This is a genomic window from Sphingomonas canadensis, assembly GCF_026013525.1.
GTDB lineage: Bacteria > Pseudomonadota > Alphaproteobacteria > Sphingomonadales > Sphingomonadaceae > Sphingomonas > Sphingomonas canadensis.
Genome location: NZ_JAPDRA010000006.1, coordinates 14,261 through 36,749, shown reverse-complemented (window position 1 = coordinate 36,749; position 22,489 = coordinate 14,261). Strand labels below are relative to the sequence as shown.

The following is a 22,489-nucleotide window of genomic DNA, read 5'->3' as shown; positions in this document are numbered from 1 at the left end:
CCAGGATGATAGGGCAGCGCCTGCTGATGATGATCGGCGTGCTGTTCGGGGTCACGCTGATCACCTTCGCCATATCGCATATCGTCCCCGGCGATCCGGCGCAGATGATGGCCGGGCCGCGCGCCGGGGCGCAGGCGGTGGCGGAGCTGCGCGCCCAGCTTGGGCTCGATCGGCCGCTGTACGTCCAGTACCTCAGCTTCCTGGGCGATCTGCTGCAGGGCGACCTGGGCACTTCGGTGGTCACGCGCCGCCCGGTGCTGCCCGAGCTGCTGTCCTATTTCCCGGCGACCGTCGAGCTGATGCTGGTGTCGCTGGCGGCGTCGGTGGTGCTGGGGGTGGCGCTTGGGGTGGCGGCGGCGGTCTATGCCGATCGCTGGCCCGATCACCTGCTGCGGCTGTTCGCGATCACCGGCGTTTCGGCGCCGCGCTTCGTTACCGCGCTGCTGCTGATGCTGTTCTTCTATGGCCAGCTCAACCTGCTGCCCGGCGGCGGGCGGCTCGATCCCGCGCTGACGCCGCCGCCGACGGTGACGGGGATGCTGCTGATCGACAGCCTGCTGGCGGGCGACCTCGTGGCTTTCGGCGACGCCGCGCTGCACCTGGCGCTGCCCACGCTGACGCTGGCGGTCTCCACCGCGGGCGGATTCATGCGGCTGACGCGCACGGCGATGCTGGAGGCGCTGGGCGAGGACTATATCCGCACCGCGCGCGCGATGGGCCTGCGCCGTTCGACGATCATCCTGCGCCATGCGCTGCGCAACGCGCTGCTGCCGCTGGTGACGGTGGTGGGCATGGCGGTGGGCGGGCTGTTGTTCGGATCGGTGGTGGTGGAGACGATCTTCGCCTGGCCGGGGGCGGGCTCCTATGTGCTCGCGGCCACCTTCGCGCTCGATTTCCCGGTGATCATGGGATTCACCGTGGTCGTATCGGTGGTCTATGTGGTCACCAACCTGATCGTCGACCTGCTGTACCTGCTCGTCGATCCGCGCATCCGCGGGGTGGCATGATGGCGGATCCGGGAGAGACGCTGGCCGGCCCGGCGCCGGGCGCGCGGCTGCTGCGCCGGGTGACCGGATCGCTCTCGGCCCGGATCGGGCTGGGGCTGCTGATCGCCGCGGTGCTGGCCGCGCTGCTCGCGCCGCTGCTGGCGACGCATGATCCGGACGCGATCGACATGGCCGCGCGGCTGCTGCCGCCGGATGCCACGCACTGGGCGGGCACCGACGAGGTGGGCCGCGACCTTTATTCGCGCATCCTGTGGGGCGCGCGCACCTCGCTGGGCATCGGGCTGGGCGTGGTGGCGATCGGCGCGCTGGCGGGGACGCTGATCGGCGGCTTCTCCGGCCTGATGGGCGGATGGATCGACGCGGCGATCATGCGCTTCATGGATCTGGTGATGGCGCTGCCCGGGCTGGTGCTGGCGCTGGCGCTGGCGGCGGCGCTGGGGCCGAGCCTGACCAACGCGATGATCGCGATGGGCGTGCTGGGCGTGCCGGGATATTGCCGGGTGGCGCGCGGCCAGGCGCTGGCGCTGCGCCAGCACGGCTTCGTCCTCGCCGCGCACACCTTTGGCGCCGGGCCGTGGCACATATTGGTGCGCCATATCCTGCCCAACCTGATGGCGCCGATGCTGGTGATCGCGACGCTGGACGTGGGCAACGCGATGATCGGCGTGGCGACGCTGAGCTTCATCGGCCTGGGCGCGCAGCCGCCGCTGGCCGAATGGGGCGCGATGGTGAACGCCGGGCAGAGCTATATCCTGAGCGCCTGGTGGTACGCGACGCTGCCGGGGCTGGCGATCCTGCTGACCGCGCTGGGATTCAACCTGGTGGGCGATGCGATCGGATCGCTCGCCAACCCGAAGGGAGACCGCGCATGAGCGGCGCCGGACCCGCCATCGCGATCGACCGGCTGAGCCTGGCGTTCGATACCCCGGCCGGTCGTGCGGAGGTGCTCGACGCGCTGTCGATCGCGGTCGCGCCGGGGGAGATCGTGGGTCTGATCGGCGAATCCGGATCGGGCAAGTCGGTGACCGCCACCGCGCTGCTGGGGCTGTTGCCCGGGCGCGGTTGCAGCACCGGGGGATCGGTGCGCGTGCTGGGCGAGGAACTGCTGGGCCTGGGCGAACGGCGGCTGGAGGAGATCCGCGGCGCGCGGATCGCGATGATCTTCCAGGAGCCGATGAACGCGCTCAACCCGCTGCTGCGTATCGGCGGGCAGCTAACCGGCGTGATCCGCCGCCACACCAGCGCGAACCGGGCGGAGGCCGAGGCGCGCGCCCGCGAGCTGCTTGCCGACATGCAGATCCGCGACGTGGACCGCGTGATGCGCGCCTATCCCTTCATGCTGAGCGGCGGCATGCGCCAGCGCGTGCTGATCGCGATGGCCTTCGCCTGCGGGCCGGAGGTGCTGGTGGCCGACGAGCCGACCACCGCACTGGACGTGACCGTGCAGGCGCAGGTGCTGCGGCTGCTGCGCGACATGGCGCGCAAGCGCGGAACGGCGGTGCTGCTGATCACCCATGACATCGGCGTGGTGCGCCATCTGTGCGACCGCATCTATGTGATCCATGCCGGCCAGATCGTGGAGCAGGGGCCGACCGCCGCGGTGATCGCCGGGGCCGCGCATCCCTATACCCGCGCGCTGCTCGCCTCGCTGCCCGAGCGGTTCGCGCCGCGCGAGCCGATCGCGAGCCTGGACGCGCCCGCAGTGTCGCCGGTGGCGCCGCCGCCCGGCTGCCGCTTCGCTCCGCGCTGTGCCGAGGCGGTGGCGGATTGTTCCGCGCGGCCGGGGTGGACCGGCATCGGCGACGGGCATCAGGCCGCCTGCTGGCGCCTCCAGCCGGGCCGCGAAGCATGAGCGGAGGCGGGGAAGACATGGTGCTGCACATCGACGCGGCCGAGGTGCGCTATGGCACGGTGCGCGCGGTGGACGGGGTGTCCGCATCGCTGGGGCGCGGCGAGACGCTGGGCGTGCTGGGCGAATCCGGGTGCGGCAAGAGCACGCTGGCGCAGGCGATCCTGCGGCTGGTGCCGCTGGCCGGCGGCGCGATCCGGGTGCGCGGTTTCGACGTGGGGAGCGGGCGGGGCGCGGGCGAGCGCCAGTATCGCCGCGACGTCCAGATGGTGTTCCAGGACCCGCAATCCTCGTTCAATCCCGCGATGCGCGTGGCGGACATCATCGCCGAGCCGCTGGCGGTGCAGGGGATCGGCGACCGCGCGGAGCGGCGCGAACGGGCGATCGCGCTGGCGGGGGCGGTGGGGCTTCCGGCCGCGCGGATCGACAGCTTTCCGCACGAATTCTCCGGCGGACAGCGCCAGCGCATCGCCATCGCCCGCGCGCTGGCGCTGGAGCCCGCGCTGCTGGTGCTCGACGAGCCGACATCGGCGCTCGACCTCTCGGTGCAGGGCCAGATACTGAACCTGTTGCTGGAGCTGCAACGGGCACGCGGGCTGTCCTATGTGCTGATCAGCCACAATGTCGCGGTGGTGCGCCACCTGGCCGACCGGGTGATCGTGATGTACGGCGGGCAGGTGGTGGAGGAGGGCGCGGCGGGCGAGGTGCTGTCCGCCCCGCGCCATCCCTATACGCAGGCGCTGCTCAGCGCCGTCCCGGAAGTGGACGGTCCCGATTTCCTGGAAGCGATCGTTGCCGCCGACGAGCTGGCCGCGCACCCTTCCGGCGGCTGCCGCTATGCCGCGCGCTGCCCGCTGGCAGGCCCGGAATGCGCCCGCGATCAGCAACTTCTCGCCCTGGAAGACGGCGGCTCCTGGCGCGTGCGCTGCTGGCGCGCGGCCCCGGGCGGCAGCCCCGAATAGGGGCGATAGAATATTCAAATTTGGAATTGACATGATTTTTCGGAATACATTATTCTCGTTGGTCAGCGGGGATGGCGGATCACATGCTCACCCCGCCGGGCCGGATAGCGGCCGCTTCGAAACTTCAGGGAAAGGGGGGCCAATGAGCACTCATCGCAACTTCCGGACTGCCCGCGTGGGCATCCTGGCCGCAGCGTCCATCCTCGGCATCGCAACCAGCACCGGCGCGGCCGCGCAGGAGGCCGAGACCGCCGACAAGGACGAGATCGTCGTCACCGCCACGCACCGCGAAGAAAAGGTGCAGGACATTCCGATCTCGATCTCGGTCGAGACCGGCGAGGCGCTGGAAAAGCTCGGCGCCGACAGCCTTCAGGATTTCGCCGGCAAGGTGCCCGGCCTTGAGTTCGCGTCGTTCGGCCCCGGCCTGAACCGCGTGACGATCCGCGGCATCTCTACCCAGACCGGCGAGTCCTCGACCGGCTTCTACATCGACGAGATGCCCGTCACCGCCGATCCGACCGCCCAGCCCGACGTCAAGATGTTCGACATCGACCGCGTCGAGATCCTGCGCGGTCCGCAGGGCACGCTGTTCGGCGAATCCTCGCTGGGCGGCACCGTGCGCATCATCACCCGCCAGCCCGACGCCACCGCCTTCGCCGCGGCGGCGCAGGGCACCGTTTCCAAGATCAAGGGCGGCGGCTGGAACTATTCGCTCGACGGAATGGTCAACATCCCGATCGTGAGCGACACGCTGGCGCTGCGCGTGGTGGGCAGCTACCGTCACGACGCCGGCTATATCGACAATGTCCTGCTGGGGCAGAAGAACGTCAACGACGGCCATTCGCTCAACTATCGCGCCGCGCTCGCCTGGACGCCGGATGCCGCGCTCGAAGTGGTGCTGACCTATCAGGGTTCGAACCAGGAGAATGACGGCGAGTTCATCTCCAACCGCGCCCGCCAGCAGTTCCGCTACCTTCCCGAGGGCCGCGACGACGATTTCGATCGTTACAACCTGACCGTGAAATATGACGGCGGGTTCGCGAACCTGATCTCGTCGACCTCCTATTTCGATCGCGCGACCACGCACAGCATCGACCAGACCGGCGCGGCCACCGGCCTGCTGCCGCCGGGCGTCACCGCGCTTCAGGTGAACGCATCGGACTATAAGATCTTCGTCCAGGAGGTCCGCCTGGTCTCGGCCAAGCCGGGTCCGGTCGACTGGGTCGTCGGCGGTTTCTACAAGAACAGCAAGCGCACCTTCGTCAGCAGCGTGGTGACCAACCCGTATCTCGGCGCGCTGCTCGACGGCGACAACGACTATAAGTTCCGCCAGTGGGCGCTGTTCGGCGAGGGCACCTGGCACGTCACCGACCGGCTGCACGCCACCATCGGCCTGCGCTATTTCGAGGAGAACGACCGGTTCCGCTTCATCAGCAGCGGCGCGCTGACCGGCCCGGGCCTGTCGAACAGCTCGGTCGAGAAATCCTCGGAGTTCGCGCCGCGCTTCAGCCTGAAGTACGACGTGACCGACAGCGCGATGTTCTATGCCACCGCGTCGCGCGGCTTCCGCGCCGGCGGCGCAAACCCCAGCAAGCCGATCTTCGACCTGCTGGGCGTGCCGCTCGCCACCACCTATGCGCCCGATACGCTGTGGAACTATGAAGCGGGCTTCAAGTCGGAGCTGTTCGACCGCCGCCTGACCTTCAACCTGGCGGCCTATCACATGGACTGGAAGGACATCCAGCTTCCGGCCAATGCGGCGGTGTTCACCGGCACGTTCAACGGCGGCAACGCCACCAGCGACGGCGTCGAGCTGGAGCTGGTCGCGCGTCCCGCGACCGGGCTGACGCTCAACCTGAGCGGCAACTATACCGACGCCAAGCTGTCCGACACGGTGATCATCACCACCCCGGGCGGGCCGGTGGTCGCGGCGCTGAAGGGCAACGAGCTGCCGCTGGTGCCCAAGTGGAAGGCCGGGCTGGGCGGCGAATACAGCCTGCCGATCGGCGGGGAGTGGAACGCGGCGTTCCGCGCCAACTGGTCGTTCGTCGGCAAGCGCTACAACTTCGCCGACAACAATCCGGCCGAGCGGCTCGACTCCTATGAGGTGCTGGACCTCCAGCTTGCCTTCGAGGGGCCGAAGTACGACATCGTGCTGTTCGCCGACAATGTGACGGACGAGTTCGCCGCATATGCGACGCTTTCCGATCCGTCGCTGCCCGGCATGGGCATCTACACGGCCAACCGGCCGGCGACCTATGGCGTGACCGTCCGCGCCAAATTCTGACCGCGCGGCGCGGGGCGGCATATCCCGCCCCGCGCCCGCCAATGATACAAGCAACCAATGCAGCCCGGGCTGCCGGAAGGGGGAGAATTGTGATGCCCAACGGTTTCCGCAGGTTCGCCGTCTTCTACGGCTGGACCTTCGCCATCCCGCTGATCCTGGCGCTGTTGTTCGCCTATTATCCCGATCCCTTCTTCCCGCTCCACGGCGGGCCGTTCAAGTTCGTCGAGCTGCTGCAGCAGACGATGGCCAATTCGGGCGTCACGATGCGCGGCGGGGCGCTGATCCCGTTGCTGAGCGCGGTTTCGAGCGAGCCGGTGCTGGTGATCGCGGCGATGGGTTCGATCATCCCGGCGCTGGTCGCGATCGGCGTCGCGGCGAAATATGGCGGCGGCCCGGCGGTGCGCGCGCTGCTGGCGCGGCTGCGCCCGTGGATCGGCGTTGGCGCGCGCAGCGGGCTGCGGAGCTGGCTGTTGCTGTTCGTCAGCCTGTTCGCGCTGCAACTGATCGTATTCGCCGCGCAATCGATGCTGACCGGCACCTTCGGCTGGACGGTGAAGTTCAACCCCGCGCTCCAGACATCGGCGGTGCTGCTGCTGTTGCTGGAGGCGTTCTTCCTCAACCAGGGCGGGCTGCTGGAGGAGCTGGGCTTTCGCGGCTATGCGCTGCCCGCGCTGCAGGAGGTGATGTCGCCGATCAAGGCCGCGCTGCTGCTCGGCTTCGCCTGGGCGATCTGGCACGTGTCGCGCGACATCCTGTTCGCCACGCCTTCGCAGATGGGCTTCGCGCTCTATCTGCTCGCCTATCTGCCGCTCTTCGCGATCTGGTGCATCGGCGGGTCCATCGTGATGGCCTATTTCGTCAACCGGACGGGCGGGAGCGCGCTGGCGGCGATCGCGGTGCATGGTTTCCTCAACGATGGCGCGCTGGTTTCCGGCGTGGTCGAGGGCGGGAACCCGGCGGGCGCGCTGATCGTGCGGGCGCTGGTGGTCGGGCTCGCGGGGCTGTTCGTCTTCGTGATGGCCGGGCCGCAGCTCGGCCGGCGCGACGCCGCCGGGGCCTGAGCCCGGTCCAGTGCCGACCCGTGCGGACTATCGCCCGCCCGCGTGCGATGCGGGCGAGGTGGCGCTGTGGTTCGACCTCGACGCCCGCGAGACGCGGGTGCGGGCGGAATGCAGCTTCCGCCGCAATCCCGCCGCCGCGCCGGGGGAGCCGTTGGTCCTCCACTGGCGCGACATGGAGATCGCGAGCCTGACCGTCGACGGCGTGGCGCAGGCTGTGGGCGGGCGCAGCGGCGAACTGGCGGTGGTGCCGCGGGGCGAGACGCTGACCGTGTCGGCGGAGGTGGTGCTGGACCCCGCCGCCAACACCAGCCTCCAGGGCCTCTATCCGGCCGGAGCGGCGCTGGTAACCCATTGCGAGCCAGAGGGTTTTCGCCGGATCATCCCCTTTCCGGACCGGCCGGACGTGCTGGTGCGGATGACCGCGACGCTGGCGGGCTCGCGCGCGGATTTCCCCGTGCTGCTCTCCAACGGCGAGCGCGAGGCGGAAGGGGCGGCGCCGGGCGGGCGGCATTGGGTGCGCTGGCGCGATCCGGTGCCCAAGCCCTGCTATCTCTTCGCGCTGGCGGCGGGGCCGTTCGAAACGATCGAGGACCGGCACGTCACCCGCTCCGGACGGACGATCGCATTGGCCGCGCATGTGCTGAACGGCCCGGCGGAGCGCGCCCGCTTCGCGCTCGATTGCCTGCGCTCGGTGATGGCGTGGGAGGAGCGGCGGCTGGGCCGCGAATATGATCTGGATACCTATAACATCGCCGTCTTCAGCCCGCTCGCTTTCCACGCGATGGAGAACAAGGGGCTGAATTTCTTCGACGAATCGGTCGGCCTGGTCGATCCCGAAACGGCCACGGACCTGGACCGGCTGGGCGTGGAGATCAACGTCGCGCACGAATATCTGCACCATTGGACGGGCAACCGGGTGCCGTGCCGGGACTGGTTCGAGCTGTGCCTGAAGGAAGGGCTGACGACGCTGCGGCACCAGCTCTACGCCGAGGAGCGGCACGGGCCGGCGATGCGGCTGTGGCCGCTCCGGGTATTCCGCACCCAGCAGCTTCCGGAGGATCTCGGCCCCTCCGCCCGCCCGGCGCGGCCGCCGGAATATGCCGAGCCGTTCAACCTCTATACCCCCACGGCCTATATCAAGAGCGCCGAAATCTTCCGTATGATCAGCGAGTTGACCGGGGCGGAGGGCTTCGCGCGGGGGCTGAACCGGTTCCTCGACGCCTGCGACGGCAGGCCCGCGCGGATCGAGGACGCGCTGAGGGAGATCGGCGCCGGGGCGGGGGTGGACCTGGGCGGGTTCCTGGCATGGTTCGAGACGCCGGGGGCGCTGGCGGTAGCCGCGGAGCCGTTGGCGGAGGATGTGCTGGGGCGGCCCGGAATGGCGGTGCGGCGGGCCGGCGGGGCGGGGGATTCGCGGCCGCTGCCGCTGGGGCGGATGGACCCCGATGTGGAACAAGTGGACGCCGAAGTTGGTGAACAGACGCGCATCGGGGGCGTGCCGGTGCTGCACGGGCGATCGGCCGAGCTGCGCTGGCCCGCGGACGGCCGGGCGGCGCCGATGCTGTTCGACGGGGTCAGCGCGCCGGTGATCCTGCGCGAGCGGCGCGGCGACGCGGCGCTGGCGGCGGCGATGACCGGCGGCGGCGACCCGTGCCGGCGCTGGGACGCCAGCCAGCAGCTCGCCACGCGCGCGATCGCGGCGGTGCTGGCGGGCGCGGCGGCGGAGGACGCGGCGCACGGCCTGGCCGGGGCGCTGGGCGAGGTGCTGGCGCGGGCGGCGGACGATCCGGCGATGGCGGCGGAACTGATCGCCCTGCCGGAGCCGCGCGCGCTGCTGGAGCCGCTCGACTTCCCGGACCCGGAGGCGCTGCATGCGGCCTGGAGCGCGGTGCGCGGCGCGCTGGGCGGCATGCTGGACGGGGCACTGCAACGCGCGCGCGCGGCGGTGCCCGCCCCGCCGCCGGACAGCCATGGACCCGCTGCGATCGGCGCGCGTGCGCTGGGCAACGCCGCGCTGGAGCTGTGGCTGGCGGGCGGCGGCGCGGCGGCGGAGGCCGCGGCGCGGGCGCAGTTCGCCGCGGCGCAATCGCCGAACCAGGAGGTGGCGGCGCTGAGGATGCTGACGCGCACCCATGGCGGACCCGATCCGGCACTGGCCGAAACGGCGCGGCGGCGGTGGGAGCGCCGGCCCGCGCTGCTGCGGCGCTGGTTCGAGATCCAGGCGCTGCGCCCGGCGGCGGATACCGCGGAGACGGTGCGCACGCTGCTGCGCGATCCGGCGTTCGATGCGGGCGACGTGGCGCAGGCGCGATCGCTGTGCAGCGCCTTCTTCGTCCATAACCTGCGCGGTTTCCACGACTCCGGCGGCGGCGGATATGCGCTGCTGGGCGAGGTGCTGCGCGATCTGGACGCGCGCAATCCGGTGGTGGCGGCATGGCTGCTGCGATCGACCGACCTCGGCAACTGGCGCCGCTTCGCCGGGCCGCGCGGCGAGGCGATGCGCGCGCTGCTGGACGGGCTGGCGGGGGCTTGCTCGGCGGCGCTGGCGGATATCGTGGGGCGCTTCCTGGAGTGAGCGGGACGGATATTTCCGGAGCCCCTTGACTCGGAATTGAATATTCCGTTACGGAATATATATTCAATATCGGGGAGAGGTTGATGGACGGGCTCGACTTTGCCGGCAAGGTGGCGGTGGTTACCGGGGGCGGGCAGGGGCTGGGGCGCAGCCATGCGCTGGCGCTCGCCGCGCGCGGGGCTCGGGTGGTGGTCAACGACCTGGGCGGCACGGCCGACGGCGCGGGCAGCGACACATCGGTGGCGCAGCGCGTGGCGGACGAGATCCGCGCGGCCGGGGGCGAGGCGATCGGCGATACCCATTCGGTGCTCGATGGTGCGCGCATCATCGAAAACGCGATCGACAGCTTCGGCCGCGTCGACATCGTGATCAACAATGCCGGCATCCTGCGCGACGTGGCCTATCACAACCTGACCGGCGAACAGTGGCGGCTGGTGCTCGACGTCCATCTGAACGGTACCCATGCGGTGACGCGCGCGGCATGGCCGCACATGCGCGCGCAAGGATATGGCCGCATCGTGATGACCGTCTCCGCGGCGGGCATCTACGGCAATTTCGGCCAGGCCAATTATTCGGCGGCCAAGCTGGGCATGCTGGGGCTGGCGAACACGCTGGCGGTGGAGGGCGGGGCCAAGGGCATCCGCGTCAACAGCATTGCCCCGGTGGCCGCATCGCGGCTGACCGAGACGGTGATGCCGGCCAAGCTGCTGGAAGGGCTGAAGCCCGAGCTGATCACTCCGCTGGTGCTGTGCCTGGCGCATGAGAGCTGCCCGGCGAACGGCGCGCTCTATGAGGCCGGGGCGGGATGGTATGCGCGCGTCCGCTGGGAACGCAGCATCGGCTGGTCGTCCCCGCCCGAGGACGGCGTGACGCCCGAGGCGCTGGCCGCCGCATGGGACCGGATCGAGGATTTCACCGGCGCCATCCACCCGAAATCGGTGGTGGAATCGCTGGCCGAGGTGGGGCGCCAGGCCGGCGTCGACCTGACGCTTTCCCCGCAGTGAGGAGGATCTGATGCGCGAGGTTCTGGTTGCCGGCGTCGGCATGACGCCGTTCGTTCCGCCCAAGGTTTCGCCCGCCTATACCGAGATGGGCGCCGCCGCGGTGCGCGAGGCGCTGGCGGACGCCGGCATCGGCTATGGCGAGGTGCAGCAGGCGATCGCCAGCTATGTCTATGGCGACAGCGCCAGCGGGCAGCGCGTGCTGTATGACGTCGGGCTTTCCGGCGTGCCGATCGTCAACGTCAACAACAACTGCGCGTCGGGATCGACCGCGCTGTTCCTGGCCCGCCAGATCGTGGCGTCGGGCGCGGCCGATTGCGTGCTGGCGGTGGGTTTCGAGCAGATGACGCCGGGCGCGCTGAGCGAGAATTACACCGACCGGCCGCAGCCGCTGGGCAATTTCGTCGCCCAATCGAACGCGCGCTGGGGCGAGACCGGGGCGCCGATGGCGGTGCAGCTCTTCGGCGGGGCGGGCCGCGCCTATCAGGAGCGCTATGGCGCCGGGCAGGCGGCCTTCGCCAAGATCGCGGTGAAATCGCGCCGCCATGCCGAGCGCAACGACAAGGCGATCTTCCGCAATCCGCTGACCGTGGAGGAGGTGCTGGCCAGCCCGGCGATGTTCGATCCGCTGACGCGGCTGATGTGCTGCCCGCCATCGTGCGGCGCGGCGGCGGCGGTGCTGGTCTCCGCCGATTTCGCGCGGCGCCACGGCATCGGCGGCGGCGCGGTGCGCATCGCCGGCCAGGCGATGACCACCGACGGGGCGGAGACCTTCGCCGGCGATCCGATGGAGCTGATCGGCTGGTCGATGGCCAAGGCCGCGGCCGACCGCGCCTATGCCGAGGCGGGCGTGGGGCCGCGCGACATGCAGGTGGTGGAGCTGCACGACTGTTTCACCGCCAACGAGCTGGTCACCTACGAAAGCCTGGGGCTGGCCGAGCGCGGCGGCGCCGAGCGGATGATCGAGGACGGCGACAACAGCTATGGCGGCCGGTACGTCGTCAATCCATCGGGCGGGCTGATGTCCAAGGGGCATCCGCTGGGCGCGACCGGGCTGGCGCAATGCTATGAGCTGGTCCAGCAGCTTCGCGGCAATTCGGGCGCGCGCCAGGTGGAAGGGGCGCGGCATGCGCTCCAGCACAATCTGGGGCTGGGCGGCGCATGCGTCGTCACCGTCTATGAAAGGGCGGCGGCATGATCGACCGCGCGCACATCGGGCTGGCGCTGCCCGCCTATGTCTATCCGGTGGAGGCGTTCCAGCTAAGGCTGTTCGCCAAGGCGGTGGGCGAGACGCGGCCCGAGTATCTGGACAGCGCGGCGGCGCGCGCGGCGGGATATCGCGACATCCCCTGCGCGCCCAGCTTCCCCTTCTGCATCGGCATGAACCCGGCCGATCCGTTCGACATGCTGGCGCCGCTGGGTGTGGACCTGGGCCGCGTGCTGCATGGCGAACAGGCGTTCGATTATGCCGCGCCGATCTGTGCCGGCGATCGCGTGCGCGTGGAGCGGCGCATCACCGACATCTTCGACCGCAAGGGCGGCGCGCTGGAATTCATCGTCATCGAAACCCAGTTCCGCGACGAGGCGACGGGCGCGCTTTTCTGTTCCGCGCGCCAATCGATCGTCGTGCGCAATCCGGAGCCGCGCGCATGACCGCGAACCCGACCAAAATCGAACCCGGCGCCGAATTCGCCGCATGGCAGGCGGCGCCGATCACCCGCACCACGCTGGCGCTCTATGCCGGCGGTTCGGGCGACCATAACCCGCTGCACGTCGACATCGATTTCGCCAGGGAGAAGGCGGGGATGGACGATGTCATCGGCCACGGCATGCTCACCATGGCGCTGATGGGACGCTATGTGACCGCGCTGGTGCCGGGGGCGCGGCTCGACCATTTCTCGACGCGCTTCGTGGCGATGTCGCGTCCCGGCGACGCGGTGCGCTGCACGGGGCGGATCGAGACGGTGGAGGCGCGCGAAGGCGGCACCGCGATCACGGTCGCGCTCGCGGCGGAGCGCGCGCCGGGCGAGGTGCTGGCAGCGGGTCAGGCGGTCCTGTTCCTGAGCGGCGACGCGGCAGGGACCGCCTGATGCCCGCCGGGGTGGAGACCGATGCGCTGCTGCCGGTATTCCGGGACGGGGTCGCGCGTTTCCTCCGCGACACCGTCGTTCCCGCTTTCGGCGAATGGCGGGAACGCTCGGCAATGCCGCGTGCGTTCTTCACCCAGGCGGGGGCGGCGGGCATCCTCTGTCCCGGGGTGCCCGCCGCCTTCGGCGGCGCGGAGGCGGACTTCCGCTTCAACGCCGCCGTGATCGAGGAGCTGGCCCGCACCGGCATGTCGCCGGCGGTGCTGTGCGTCCATTCGGACATCCTGCCCGGATATATCGCCAAATGGGGCACGCCGGCGCAGCAGGCGGCCTGGCTGCCCCGGCTGGTGACCGGCGAGGCGGTGGGCGCGATCGCCATGTCGGAGCCGGGGGCGGGCAGCGACCTGCAGGCGATGGCCACCGCCGCGCGGCGCGTGGACGGCGGATACCGGATCAGCGGGCAGAAGACCTTCATCTCCAACGGCGGGCTGGCCGATCTGGTGGTGCTGGCGGCCAAGACCGATCCGGGCGCGGGGGCGGCGGGGATATCGCTGTTCCTGATCGACGCCGCGACGCCGGGCTTTGCGCGCGGGCGGCGGCTGCGCAAGCTGGGGATGCACGAGCAGGACACCTCCGAGCTGTTCTTCGACGACATGTTCGTGCCCGAAGACGCGCTGCTGGGGGCCGAGGGCGCGGGCTTCCGCATCATGATGGAGGAGCTGCCGACCGAGCGGCTCTCGCTGGCGGTGGGCGCGGTGGCGGCGGCGGAGACCGCGCTGGAGATGACCATCGCCTATGCCAAGGAGCGCGTGATCTTCGGCAAGCCGCTGATCGCCTACCAGATCCACAGCTTCAAGCTGGCGGAGCTGCGCGCGGCGGTGCGCGCGGCGCGGGCGTTCGTCGACGGCGGGGTGGCGCTGCATGTTGCGGGCGGGCTGAACGCCGTGGACGCGGCCGAGATGAAGCTGTTCGCCACCAATCTTCAGTGCCGGGTGGTGGACGATTGCCTGCAGATCTTCGGGGGCTATGGCTATATGGACGAATATCCGATCTCGCGGATGTACGCCGATGCGCGCGTGCAGCGGATCTATGGCGGATCGGACGAGGTGATGAAGCTCATCATCTCGCGCACGCTGTGAGCGGGGGGAACGACGTGCGGCCGCCGCTGGCGGTGGCGTTCGCCGCGCCCGGGCCGCTGGGCGAGGGGCAGGCGCTGGCGCTGCTCTGCGCCCCCGACGGCAGCGTGCTGGGCGGCGAGGGTGCCGCGCGCGCGGCGGGGGCGGAGCTGCCCGGCTATCTGGCGGCGCGCTTCGAGGCGATTGTCGGCAAGGATCGCGTGCATGCCGCGGGCGGGGGTGCGCATCCGCTGCTGGTGCTGCGCGGGCCGGAGCCGGGGAGCGGCGATCCGCGCGGTGCCGAGCTGGCGGGCGCGCGGCTGATCCGCGGCATGCCGCCGGGGATCGCGGCGCATCTGGTGGTGGACGCGAGCGGACTGGCCCCGGCGGAATCGGCGCGGCTGGCGTTCGGCGCGCGGCTGGCGGCCTATCGCTTCCTGCGATACCGCGCGCCGCGCGAGGGCGAGGCGACGCCCTGCACCGCGCTGACGCTGTGGTCGCGCGATCCGGCGGCGGCGGCGAGCGCCTGGGCCGCGCTGGAGAGCGTGGCGGAGGGCGTCGAGCTGGCGCGCGACCTGGTCAACGAGCCGCCCAACGTGCTGACCCCGCCCGCCTTCGTCGACCGGCTGCGCGCGCTGGAGAGCGCGGGGCTGGCGGTGACGGTGCATGACGGCGCGGCGCTGGAGGCGATGGGGGCGGAGGCGCTGCTGGCGGTGGGCCGCGGCAGCCCGCACGGCAGCTATCTGGTCGAGCTGCGCTGGCAGGGCGGCGCGGCGGGTGCGCGGCCGCTGGCGCTGGTGGGCAAGGGCATGACCTTCGACACCGGGGGCATCTCCATCAAGAACGCCGACGGCATGCACGAGGTCAAATGGGACATGGGCGGCGCGGCCACCATGGCGGGCACGATGCTGGCGATCGCGCGCCAGCGGCTGCCGGTGAACGCCGTCGCGGTGCTGCCCATCGCCGAGAACATGCCCGACGGATGTGCCTATCGCCCCGGCGACGTGATCCGCTCGCTCGCCGGGCTGACGATCGAGGTGACCAACACCGATGCCGAGGGGCGGCTGATCCTGGCGGACGCGCTGGCGCACTGCATCGCGGCGCACGATCCCGCGCTGGTGATCGACGCGGCGACGCTGACCGGGGCGATCATCAACGCGCTGGGCGACGGCTATGCCGGGCTGTTCGCGACCGACGCGGCGCTGGCGGAGGGACTGCGCGCCGCGGGCGACGCCGAGGGCGAGCGGCTGTGGCAGATGCCGGTCGCGGAGGATTATCTGGAGGTGATGCGCAGCCCCGTGGCGGACCTGCGCAACGCCGCCGAGCGCAAGGGCGACGCGCTCAACGCCGCGATCTTCCTGCGCCAGTTCGTCGACGGGCGGCCCTGGGCGCACATCGACATGGCCGCCACCGTCTGGCAGCGCCGCCCGCGCGACGTGACCCAGGCGGAAAGCGGCACCGGCTTCGGCGTGCGGCTGCTGACCCGCTTCGTGGCGGAGATGGCGCGGGGGTAGGGCGTCGCGCCGCAAGTCGGAGCCGCGTACTTCGTCAGATTATTGGTGCTCTTTCTGTAGCACCGGGACGCCGGTGCCCCGGCGGCGGCGCTGGCCTTCCGCTATCTTGAATCACGCGAAGGCGCGAAGACGCGAAGAAGTTCTTTGCTTCGCGCAGAGGCGCAGAGCGCACGGAGAGGGATTTGCCGCGACTGGGGCTCTCCATCTTCAGCGCTGCCGCGCGCGGGCTGTGAAATGGACGCCTTCGGCGGAAGCGGGCGATGCATTTCCGTGCCCTTCGCGCCTTCGCGTGAAACATAAACTGAGGTTGGGGATCGGCGCGCGCAGCGGGTTGTGCGCGGGGCCGGCCCCGGGACGCTCAATAGCGTCCCGAGAGCAGCGCGCCGGCGCCGGGGACGCGGGTGTCCAGCCCCAGCCGCTTGAGCATCTGGTGCGTCGTGCAGATCGCGGCCGAGACGACCGGCAGGCCGATCGCGTCCTCCACCTTCTGCACCGCGGGGAGCGAAGGCATCTGGACGCAGGCGGAGAGCACCAGCGCGTCGATGCCCGTCAGGTCCAGCCGCTTGTAATGTTCGAGCAGGTTCGCCGGATCCTGCGCCGCGACCTCCAGATTGTCCGGGATTTCCAGCGCAAGCCAGTCGCTTACGGCGATCCCCTCATTCTCGATATAGGAGACGACGAGCTGGGTCAGCGGCTTCATATAGGGCGCGACCACCGCCACGCGCGCGGCGCCGAGCGCCTGGAGCCCGTCGATCAGCGCGCCCGCGCTGGTGACCACCGGGGCCGGGCGGCCGTTCTCCACCGTGCGCGAATGCAGCCGCGCCTCGGACTGGCGGTGATAGCCATGGCCCATGCTCATGATCGCGACGAGGCAGGCATAGCCGAGCACATCGACCGCGGCATCGGACAGTTCGAGCGCGCAGCGGTCCGAATCCGCGTCCATCGCGCTCAGCTCTTCCCTGGTCACCTTCTTCATCCGCATGCGCGAGGAGTGGAAGGTGAAGCGTTCGGGCGCGATCGCCTCCCGCGCGCGGAGCAGCGCCGGGATCTCGGTCTCCATCGTCACGTTGGAGCTGGGCACGATCTGGCCGACGCGGATGGGGCGGGGGGCGGCCATCGCGCTCACGCCTTCACGATCGGGTTGCGCAGCGTGCCGATGCCCTGGATGGTGCATTCGACGATATCGCCGGGCCACAGGAACTCCTGCGGCGTGCGGCCGGCGCCCACGCCCGCGGGCGTGCCCGTGGCGATGATGTCGCCCGGCTCCAGCGTCATCACGCGCGAGATGTCGGCGATGAGCTGGGGCACGTTGAACAGCATGAAGCCGGTGTTGCCGTTCTGCTTCTCCACGCCGTTGACGTGGGTGGTGAGGTTCAGATTGTGCGGATCGCCGATCTCGTCGGCGGTGACGATGCACGGCCCCATCGGCGCGAAGCCGTCCTGCCCCTTCGACACGATCCACTGGCCCGCGCGGCGGCAATCGCGCGCGCTGACATCGTTGATCACGGTGTATCCGAAGACATGGGCGAGCGCGTCCGCCTCCGCCACGCGGCGGGCGGTGCTGCCGATCACCACGGCCAGCTCGCATTCCCAGTCGAGCTGCTGGGTGACGGCGGCGTCGTGGCGGATCGGATCGTTCCACGCGCTCACCGCGGTCGGCGGCTTGGAGAAGATCACCGGCTCCTTGGGAAGCTGGTCCGAGGTATCGAGCGCGCGGGCGGATTCGGCGACATGCTCCGTATAGTTGAGGCCGATGCCGAAGATGTTCTTGCGCGGGCGGGGGATCGGCGCGAGCAGCGTGACATTGCCCTCCGGCACGCCGGCGGCGACCAGCACGGCATCGCCGGCCGCTTCCAGCGCGGCCTTCACCGCGCGCACCGCGGCAGGGCCGAGATCGATGAACTCCAGCATCGACGCCGGCAGCGCGAGGCCGGAGGCCGCGCCCAGCCGGGCCACGTCGATCACCAGTCCCTGGGTCACCACGCCCAGGCGCGCGGCATCCTGCCGCATCCGATAGGTCACGAACCGCATTGCATCATCCCATGTTGAGTGGCGTTCAGGCGGTCACCGGCTGGTGGCCGCCGTTTTCCGCGAAGGGCTCCTCGATGCGCACGCCGAGGGCTTCCATCACGGGGAAGTCGTTGAAGGAGAAGAGATAGGCCGGGTTCTCCGGATCCAGGTTCACATGCTCGTGCCAGGTCCAGGCGGGCACGCAGAAGATGTCGTGCTCCTGCCAGTCGAACCGCCGGCCGCCGATCACCGAATAGCCGCGGCCGCCCGCGACATTATAGACCACATTGCCGGTGTGGCGGTGGGCGCGGGTGTGCAGGCCGGGGCGCAGCATCTGCATGTTCGCCCCCATCGTCTGCATCGCCCAGCCGCCGGTGAGCGGATTGGAATAGCGGACCATGTGCCCGTCGAAGGGCGAGCCATCGGACACCTGGGCCAGCCGGTGGAGCGCGTCGCGGGTCGCTTCCCAGCGATAGACCATCACCGGCGAATATGGCTTGTCCCAGCCGCCGATCCCCTCTGGCCGGACCGAGGCGCCGCCATAGCTGAGCGGCAGATCGTTGCTGGGGAAGGCCGGGGTCTGCGCGGGCTGATCGTAGACCGCGTAGAAATTGGCCTCGAGGCAGTTCATCAGCGGGATATCGAGCCCGTCCTGCCAGATCGACACCTCGCCATCGGGCGCGACGCCGTGATCGTGCCAGCAGCCGTTGGGCGTCAGCACATAATCGTTGGCGCCCAGCGTGATATGGTGTCCATCCACCACGGTATAGGCGCCGCGCCCCTCCATGATGAAGCGGTGGGCCGATGCGGTGTGCTTGTGCGCGGGGGTGATCTCGCCGGGCTTCATCGCCTGCATGCCGCTGAACAGCCAGCCGCACACCGCGACATTCTCGCGCCCCGCGGGCGAATCGTTGAGCAGCGTGACGACGCGGCGCCCGGCCTCCTCGGGCCGCACCAGCGCGATGGCGCGCAGGCACAGCGCGCGCATCTCCGCCCAGCGCCACAGCGTGGGCTTGTAGCGGCTGTCGGGCTCCCACGGCTCGATGGCGTTGGCGCGCTTCCAGAAGGCGCCGGCGTTGTGGCCCGCGAGCTGATCGTAGAACGCCTCCAGCTCGGGCGTGTCGGTGACGTGCGAGCGGCCGAGCTGAAGGTCGCGCTCGTCGAGGATGGACGGATTATCGCTCATGGTGCGGGGTCTCCGTGGCGCCGGCATCGGGCGCGGTTTCCGGGGCGGGATCGCGGAACGCCGCGGGCGCGCGCGGCGTGCGATCGACGGTCAGCGAAAAGACGTCGAAGCGGTTATAGCCGCCGGTGATGTCGTGCATCAGCTTGGGGCGGACGCAATCGGCCAGGTCGATATCGGCATAGACGATGCCCTCCACGTCGATCAGCGGATCGCCGACCAGGTTGCCGTGCGGATCGATCACGCCGGAGAAGGCCGAATTGGGCCGTTCGAGCAGCGCGCGGTTCTCCGGCCGGCCCTCGCTCATCGCCGCCACGATCTCCGGGCTCACGGTCGAGCAGGCGACGATGGTGAACACCTTCCCCTCGAACGAATGGGCGGTGGCGCGGATGCGGATCGCGTCGGCCATGTTGTACGACGCCGGGGCGACGGGCAGCGCGATATAGTTGGCGACATGGACCAGCTCGCCCTGCGAAAGCAGCGCGAAGCGGGCCAGCGTGTTGGTGTTCTCCCCGCACGCCAGCGTGCCCAGCCGGCCGACGGGGGTGTCATAGACGCGGATCGAGGCGCCGTCGCCGCCCGCCCAGCTCAGCTTCTCCGCCCAGGTGGGCACCAGCTTGCGGTGGCGGCCGAGCAGCGCGCCATCGTCGCCGATGATCAGGTTGGTATTGTAGAGCGTGCCGACGCTGAGCGGATCGCGTTCGTTGATGCCGATCACCACCACGCAGCCATGCTCGCGCGCGGCGGCGCGCAGCCGGGCGACCTGCGGCCCCTCCAGATCGACCGAGGCATGGTAGAGCCGTTCGAACCAGGGCGCGCCCTCGATCGGGTTCATCAGCCAGTTCCAATAGGGATAGGCGGCGACGAACACCTCCGGAAAGGCGACCAGCCGCGCGCCGTTGGCGGCGGCTTCCGCGATCAGCGCGCACGCCTTGTCGACGGTCGCCTCGGGATCGAGGAACACCGGCGCCGACTGGACGGCTGCCACGCGGGACTTGGGCAGGTGGACCATGGGCGTGCTCCTCAGGTGACCGCGGCGCGTTCGCGATAGGCGGGCTTGTCCCAGGCGCGGGTGCGGCAGACGGTTTCGAGCCGGGCGACCGTCTCCACCACATCGGCGTAGCGCAGATAGAGCGGGGTGAGGCCGAAGCGCAGCACGTCCGGCGCGCGGAAATCGGCGACGACGTCCAGCTCCTTCAGCGCCTGGATCATCGCATAGCCCTGGGGGTGGCTGTAGGCGACCTGGCTGCCGCGGCGATCCGCATCGGCCGGGCTGGCCAGCGCGAAGCCGTGATCGCGGCACAGCGGCGCCATCGCCTCGACGAACAGCTCGCCCAGCCGCAGCGACTTGCGCCGCACCTCGGCCATGTCGGCCTCCAGCATCAGGTCCACGCCGCATTCGAGCGCGGTGAGCCCCAGCACCTGGGGCGTGCCGCACAGGAAGCGCTCGATGCCCGGGGCGGGCGCGTAATCCTCGTCGAAGTCGAAGGGGCGGGCGTGGCCGAACCAGCCCGACAGCACCGGCATCGCGCCATGGTGGCGCGCGGCGGCGAACAGATAGGCGGGGGCGCCCGGGCCGCCGTTGAGGAACTTGTAGCCGCAGCCGATCGCGAAATCGGCGTTGGCACCATTGAGGTCCACGGGGATCGCGCCGGCGCTGTGGCTGAGGTCCCATACCACCAGCGCGCCGGCCTGCTGCGCGCGGCGGGTGACCTCCGCCATGTCGCGGACCAAGCCCGACTTATAGTGGACCTGGGTGAGCAGCAGCACCGCGACATTCTCGTCCAGCGCATCGAGCACCGCATCCGGCGCGACGGTGACCGAGCGGACGCGGCCGCCCGAAAAGGCCTCGATCCCCTGCATCATATAGACGTCGGTGGGGAAGTTGGTCTTTTCCGACAGGATCACCGATCGTTCGGGGCGCAGCGACAGCGCGGCGGTGAGCGCCTTGAAGATGTTGATCGAGGTGGAATCGGCCACGATGACCTCGCCCGGCCGGGCGCCGAGCAGGCGGGCGATCTTGTCGCCGATGCGGCGCGGCGCGGTGGACCATTCGGCGCCGAGCCAGGAGGTGATCAGCCCCTCGCCCCATTCCCGGGCCACGGCATCGGCCATGCGCCCCGGCGTGGCGCGGGGCAGCGCGCCCAGCGAATTGCCGTCGAGATAGATCAGCCCCTCGCGAAGCCGGAAGCGATCGCGGAAGCCCGCGAGCGGATCGGCGAGATCGAGGTTGGCCGCGGTGCGGCTCAGGTCGGTCATTCGGAAAGCTCCCGGAGGATGGCGCGGACGGGGCTGGCATCGGCGCCCACGATGCGGAGCGGCAGGGCGATCAGCTCGTACCGGCCCGGCGGCACGGCATCGAGCACCAGCCCTTCAAGGATGCGCATCCCGGCGGACTGGACGGCATGGTGCGCGTCGAGCGTCTTCGATTGTTCGGGATCGAGCGAGGCGGCGTCGGTGCCGATCAGCACCACGCCCATGGCGGCCATCCGCGCGATCACCGCGGCGTCGATCGCCTTGAACGCGGAATCCCAGCGTTCGGACGGGAAGCTCTCATATGTCCGCAGCAGCACGCGCTCGGCGCCCGCCAGCACCTGCCACGGCACGTCCGCCTCGCCCACGGTGGCGCCGGCATGGCGGACGTCGGCGAGCACGCAGGGGCCGATATAGGGATCGAGCGAGCAGGACGCCGAATCCGCGCCCGCAGGATCGTAATGCAGCGGCGCATCGGCATGGGTGCCGGTGTGGACCCCGGCCGCGATGCTGCCCACGTTGATCGGGCAATCGGGGCCGATCGCGGCGAGGCGGGTGTAGGCGAAGGGCGGCTCGCCCGGCCACACCGGCACGCGGGGGTGCAGCGGCTGGGAGATGTCGTGGATGCGCGGCACCGGATCAGGCCTCCGGCGCATCGGCATAATTGCCGCCTTCGCGCGGCGCGGTCATCCGCGTGCGCATCGACCACAGCTCCGGGAAGAAGCGCAGGTTGAGCGACTTGACCAGATAATCGACGCCGGCCGATCCGCCGGTGCCGGGCTTGTGCCCGATCACGCGCGCGACGGTCTTCATGTGCTTGAAGCGCCATTCCTGGAAATAATATTCGAGCGCGGTGATCTTTTCCGCGAGCGAATAGATCGCCCAATGCTTCTCCGGGCTGGTGTAGATTTCCAGCCAGATGTCCTCGATCGCCTGGGACGGGACGTGCGGCCGGGTCCAGTCGCGCTCCAGATATTCGGCGGGTACCGCGAAGCCGTGGCGCGCGAGGAGCTGGAGGACCTCGTCATAGAGCGAGGGCGCGCGATAGGCGGCCTCCAGCACCGCGGTGGCGGCCGGATCGTCGCGGTGGACCAGCATCATGTCTTCCCGCTTGTTGCCCAGCAGGAATTCGAGCTGGCGGAACTGGTGCGACTGGAAGCCCGACGCGCGGCGCAGATAGCCCCGGAAGGTGAGGAAATCATGCGCGGTAAGCGTCGCCAGCACCTCCCAGCTATGGATCATGTGGCGCTGGATCGTGGCGATCCGGTCGAGCGTCTTGCCCGCGGCCTCCAGCCGGTTTTCGCGCAGCGCGGCGACCACCTGGCCGGCCTCGTGAAGCACCAGCTTGAGCCACAGCTCCATCGTCTGGTGCATGACGATGAACAGCATCTCGTCGGGCTTGTCCGACACGGGGATCTGCGACGCGAGCAGCGGCCCGGTCTGGATATGCCGGGCATAGGTGAGCCCGCTGTCCCACTGGATCATCTCGCCGTCGATCTTCGCCTCGAAGACGTCGATGCCGTCGTCCCTGGTCCGCTTGATTTCCATCCCGCTCTCCATGGCCGGGCCGAGCCCGGCGATATTG

20 protein-coding genes are annotated in these 22,489 nt (G+C 70.2%); 13 read left to right on the top strand and 7 right to left on the bottom strand.

Going from position 1 to position 22,489, the window contains the following annotated elements; translation table 11 throughout:
- Nucleotides 1-5 precede the first annotated feature (5 nt).
- The 13 genes from OM513_RS12930 (at nucleotide 6) to OM513_RS12870 (ending at nucleotide 15,458) form a co-directional block, all read left to right on the top strand.
- Complete coding sequence (locus OM513_RS12930; RefSeq protein ID WP_264944817.1) at nucleotides 6-1,007, top strand: ABC transporter permease; 1,002 nt, start codon at nucleotides 6-8, stop codon at nucleotides 1,005-1,007.
- Nucleotides 1,007-1,879, top strand: a complete 873-nt coding sequence (locus tag OM513_RS12925; RefSeq protein WP_264944815.1) for an ABC transporter permease subunit — start codon at nucleotides 1,007-1,009, stop codon at nucleotides 1,877-1,879. Before OM513_RS12930 ends, OM513_RS12925 begins: the two co-directional genes overlap by 1 nt.
- Nucleotides 1,876-2,859 carry an ABC transporter ATP-binding protein gene (locus OM513_RS12920; RefSeq protein WP_264944814.1) on the top strand — a complete coding sequence of 328 codons (984 nt, stop codon included), beginning with the start codon at nucleotides 1,876-1,878 and terminating at the stop codon, nucleotides 2,857-2,859. Before OM513_RS12925 ends, OM513_RS12920 begins: the two co-directional genes overlap by 4 nt.
- Entirely contained in the window at nucleotides 2,856-3,818 is a 963-nt protein-coding gene (locus tag OM513_RS12915; protein WP_264944813.1) for an oligopeptide/dipeptide ABC transporter ATP-binding protein, read from the top strand. The genes OM513_RS12920 and OM513_RS12915 overlap by 4 nt, the downstream gene beginning before the upstream one ends.
- 142 nt (nucleotides 3,819-3,960) lie before the next feature.
- Complete coding sequence (locus tag OM513_RS12910) at nucleotides 3,961-6,105, top strand: TonB-dependent receptor (protein ID WP_264944812.1); 2,145 nt, start codon at nucleotides 3,961-3,963, stop codon at nucleotides 6,103-6,105.
- Between the two features lie 92 nt (nucleotides 6,106-6,197).
- Nucleotides 6,198-7,166, top strand: coding sequence for a CPBP family intramembrane glutamic endopeptidase (locus OM513_RS12905; RefSeq protein WP_264944810.1), 969 nt, complete (start codon nucleotides 6,198-6,200; stop codon nucleotides 7,164-7,166).
- Between the two features lie 10 nt (nucleotides 7,167-7,176).
- On the top strand, nucleotides 7,177-9,741 hold the full coding sequence (locus OM513_RS12900) for an aminopeptidase N C-terminal domain-containing protein (RefSeq protein ID WP_264944809.1): 2,565 nt from the start codon (nucleotides 7,177-7,179) through the stop codon (nucleotides 9,739-9,741).
- An 83-nt stretch (nucleotides 9,742-9,824) separates the two neighbouring features.
- Complete coding sequence (locus OM513_RS12895; RefSeq protein ID WP_264944808.1) at nucleotides 9,825-10,745, top strand: SDR family oxidoreductase; 921 nt, start codon at nucleotides 9,825-9,827, stop codon at nucleotides 10,743-10,745.
- Between the two features lie 10 nt (nucleotides 10,746-10,755).
- Nucleotides 10,756-11,940, top strand: coding sequence for a lipid-transfer protein (locus tag OM513_RS12890; protein ID WP_264944806.1), 1,185 nt, complete (start codon nucleotides 10,756-10,758; stop codon nucleotides 11,938-11,940).
- The gene (locus tag OM513_RS12885) at nucleotides 11,937-12,395 is read left to right on the top strand and encodes a MaoC family dehydratase N-terminal domain-containing protein (RefSeq protein WP_264944804.1); all 459 of its coding nucleotides are present in this window, start codon (nucleotides 11,937-11,939) and stop codon (nucleotides 12,393-12,395) included. The genes OM513_RS12890 and OM513_RS12885 overlap by 4 nt, the downstream gene beginning before the upstream one ends.
- A complete protein-coding gene (locus OM513_RS12880) occupies nucleotides 12,392-12,832 on the top strand; it encodes a MaoC/PaaZ C-terminal domain-containing protein (protein WP_264944803.1) in 441 nt (146 codons plus the stop codon). The genes OM513_RS12885 and OM513_RS12880 overlap by 4 nt, the downstream gene beginning before the upstream one ends.
- Nucleotides 12,832-13,968 carry an acyl-CoA dehydrogenase family protein gene (locus tag OM513_RS12875; RefSeq protein ID WP_264944801.1) on the top strand — a complete coding sequence of 379 codons (1,137 nt, stop codon included), beginning with the start codon at nucleotides 12,832-12,834 and terminating at the stop codon, nucleotides 13,966-13,968. Before OM513_RS12880 ends, OM513_RS12875 begins: the two co-directional genes overlap by 1 nt.
- Nucleotides 13,965-15,458, top strand: coding sequence for a leucyl aminopeptidase (locus tag OM513_RS12870; RefSeq protein WP_264944800.1), 1,494 nt, complete (start codon nucleotides 13,965-13,967; stop codon nucleotides 15,456-15,458). Before OM513_RS12875 ends, OM513_RS12870 begins: the two co-directional genes overlap by 4 nt.
- A gap of 358 nt (nucleotides 15,459-15,816) precedes the next feature.
- Here OM513_RS12870 and OM513_RS12865 read toward each other — a convergent pair whose 3' ends face one another.
- The 7 genes from OM513_RS12865 to OM513_RS12835 are packed head-to-tail and all read right to left on the bottom strand — an operon-like array spanning nucleotide 15,817 to nucleotide 22,452.
- Nucleotides 15,817-16,575, bottom strand: a complete 759-nt coding sequence (locus OM513_RS12865) for a maleate cis-trans isomerase family protein (protein WP_452653641.1) — start codon at nucleotides 16,573-16,575, stop codon at nucleotides 15,817-15,819.
- 5 nt (nucleotides 16,576-16,580) lie between these two features.
- Nucleotides 16,581-17,489 carry a fumarylacetoacetate hydrolase family protein gene (locus OM513_RS12860; protein WP_264944799.1) on the bottom strand — a complete coding sequence of 303 codons (909 nt, stop codon included), beginning with the start codon at nucleotides 17,487-17,489 and terminating at the stop codon, nucleotides 16,581-16,583.
- Between the two features lie 25 nt (nucleotides 17,490-17,514).
- The gene (locus OM513_RS12855; protein WP_264944797.1) at nucleotides 17,515-18,654 is read right to left on the bottom strand and encodes a cupin domain-containing protein; all 1,140 of its coding nucleotides are present in this window, start codon (nucleotides 18,652-18,654) and stop codon (nucleotides 17,515-17,517) included.
- Nucleotides 18,644-19,663: a carbon-nitrogen hydrolase family protein gene (locus OM513_RS12850; RefSeq protein ID WP_264944795.1), complete on the bottom strand. Its 1,020-nt coding sequence runs from the start codon at nucleotides 19,661-19,663 to the stop codon at nucleotides 18,644-18,646. Before OM513_RS12850 ends, OM513_RS12855 begins: the two co-directional genes overlap by 11 nt.
- 11 nt (nucleotides 19,664-19,674) lie before the next feature.
- Nucleotides 19,675-20,910 (bottom strand): kynureninase, encoded by a 1,236-nt coding sequence (kynU, locus tag OM513_RS12845; protein ID WP_264944794.1) that lies wholly within the window; start codon nucleotides 20,908-20,910, stop codon nucleotides 19,675-19,677.
- The gene (gene kynB, locus OM513_RS12840) at nucleotides 20,907-21,560 is read right to left on the bottom strand and encodes an arylformamidase (RefSeq protein WP_264944793.1); all 654 of its coding nucleotides are present in this window, start codon (nucleotides 21,558-21,560) and stop codon (nucleotides 20,907-20,909) included. The genes kynU and kynB overlap by 4 nt, the downstream gene beginning before the upstream one ends.
- On the bottom strand, nucleotides 21,544-22,452 hold the full coding sequence (locus tag OM513_RS12835; RefSeq protein ID WP_264944792.1) for a tryptophan 2,3-dioxygenase: 909 nt from the start codon (nucleotides 22,450-22,452) through the stop codon (nucleotides 21,544-21,546). The genes kynB and OM513_RS12835 overlap by 17 nt, the downstream gene beginning before the upstream one ends.
- Between the last annotated feature and the right edge of the window lie 37 nt (nucleotides 22,453-22,489).

What these genes read in the sequence shown, in the direction of transcription:
- OM513_RS12930 (WP_264944817.1), top strand. Translation starts at nt 6, where the DNA reads ATGATAGGGCAGCGCCTGCTGATGATGATCGGCGTGCTGTTCGGGGTC.
- OM513_RS12925 (WP_264944815.1), top strand. Translation starts at nt 1,007, where the DNA reads ATGGCGGATCCGGGAGAGACGCTGGCCGGCCCGGCGCCGGGCGCGCGG.
- OM513_RS12920 (WP_264944814.1), top strand. Translation starts at nt 1,876, where the DNA reads ATGAGCGGCGCCGGACCCGCCATCGCGATCGACCGGCTGAGCCTGGCG.
- OM513_RS12915 (WP_264944813.1), top strand. Translation starts at nt 2,856, where the DNA reads ATGAGCGGAGGCGGGGAAGACATGGTGCTGCACATCGACGCGGCCGAG.
- OM513_RS12910 (WP_264944812.1), top strand. Translation starts at nt 3,961, where the DNA reads ATGAGCACTCATCGCAACTTCCGGACTGCCCGCGTGGGCATCCTGGCC.
- OM513_RS12905 (WP_264944810.1), top strand. Translation starts at nt 6,198, where the DNA reads ATGCCCAACGGTTTCCGCAGGTTCGCCGTCTTCTACGGCTGGACCTTC.
- OM513_RS12895 (WP_264944808.1), top strand. Translation starts at nt 9,825, where the DNA reads ATGGACGGGCTCGACTTTGCCGGCAAGGTGGCGGTGGTTACCGGGGGC.
- OM513_RS12890 (WP_264944806.1), top strand. Translation starts at nt 10,756, where the DNA reads ATGCGCGAGGTTCTGGTTGCCGGCGTCGGCATGACGCCGTTCGTTCCG.
- OM513_RS12885 (WP_264944804.1), top strand. Translation starts at nt 11,937, where the DNA reads ATGATCGACCGCGCGCACATCGGGCTGGCGCTGCCCGCCTATGTCTAT.
- OM513_RS12880 (WP_264944803.1), top strand. Translation starts at nt 12,392, where the DNA reads ATGACCGCGAACCCGACCAAAATCGAACCCGGCGCCGAATTCGCCGCA.
- OM513_RS12875 (WP_264944801.1), top strand. Translation starts at nt 12,832, where the DNA reads ATGCCCGCCGGGGTGGAGACCGATGCGCTGCTGCCGGTATTCCGGGAC.
- OM513_RS12865 (WP_452653641.1), bottom strand. Translation starts at nt 16,575, where the DNA reads ATGGCCGCCCCCCGCCCCATCCGCGTCGGCCAGATCGTGCCCAGCTCC.
- OM513_RS12860 (WP_264944799.1), bottom strand. Translation starts at nt 17,489, where the DNA reads ATGCGGTTCGTGACCTATCGGATGCGGCAGGATGCCGCGCGCCTGGGC.
- OM513_RS12855 (WP_264944797.1), bottom strand. Translation starts at nt 18,654, where the DNA reads ATGAGCGATAATCCGTCCATCCTCGACGAGCGCGACCTTCAGCTCGGC.
- OM513_RS12850 (WP_264944795.1), bottom strand. Translation starts at nt 19,663, where the DNA reads ATGGTCCACCTGCCCAAGTCCCGCGTGGCAGCCGTCCAGTCGGCGCCG.
- kynU (WP_264944794.1), bottom strand. Translation starts at nt 20,910, where the DNA reads ATGACCGACCTGAGCCGCACCGCGGCCAACCTCGATCTCGCCGATCCG.
- kynB (WP_264944793.1), bottom strand. Translation starts at nt 21,560, where the DNA reads ATGCGCCGGAGGCCTGATCCGGTGCCGCGCATCCACGACATCTCCCAG.
- OM513_RS12835 (WP_264944792.1), bottom strand. Translation starts at nt 22,452, where the DNA reads ATGGAAATCAAGCGGACCAGGGACGACGGCATCGACGTCTTCGAGGCG.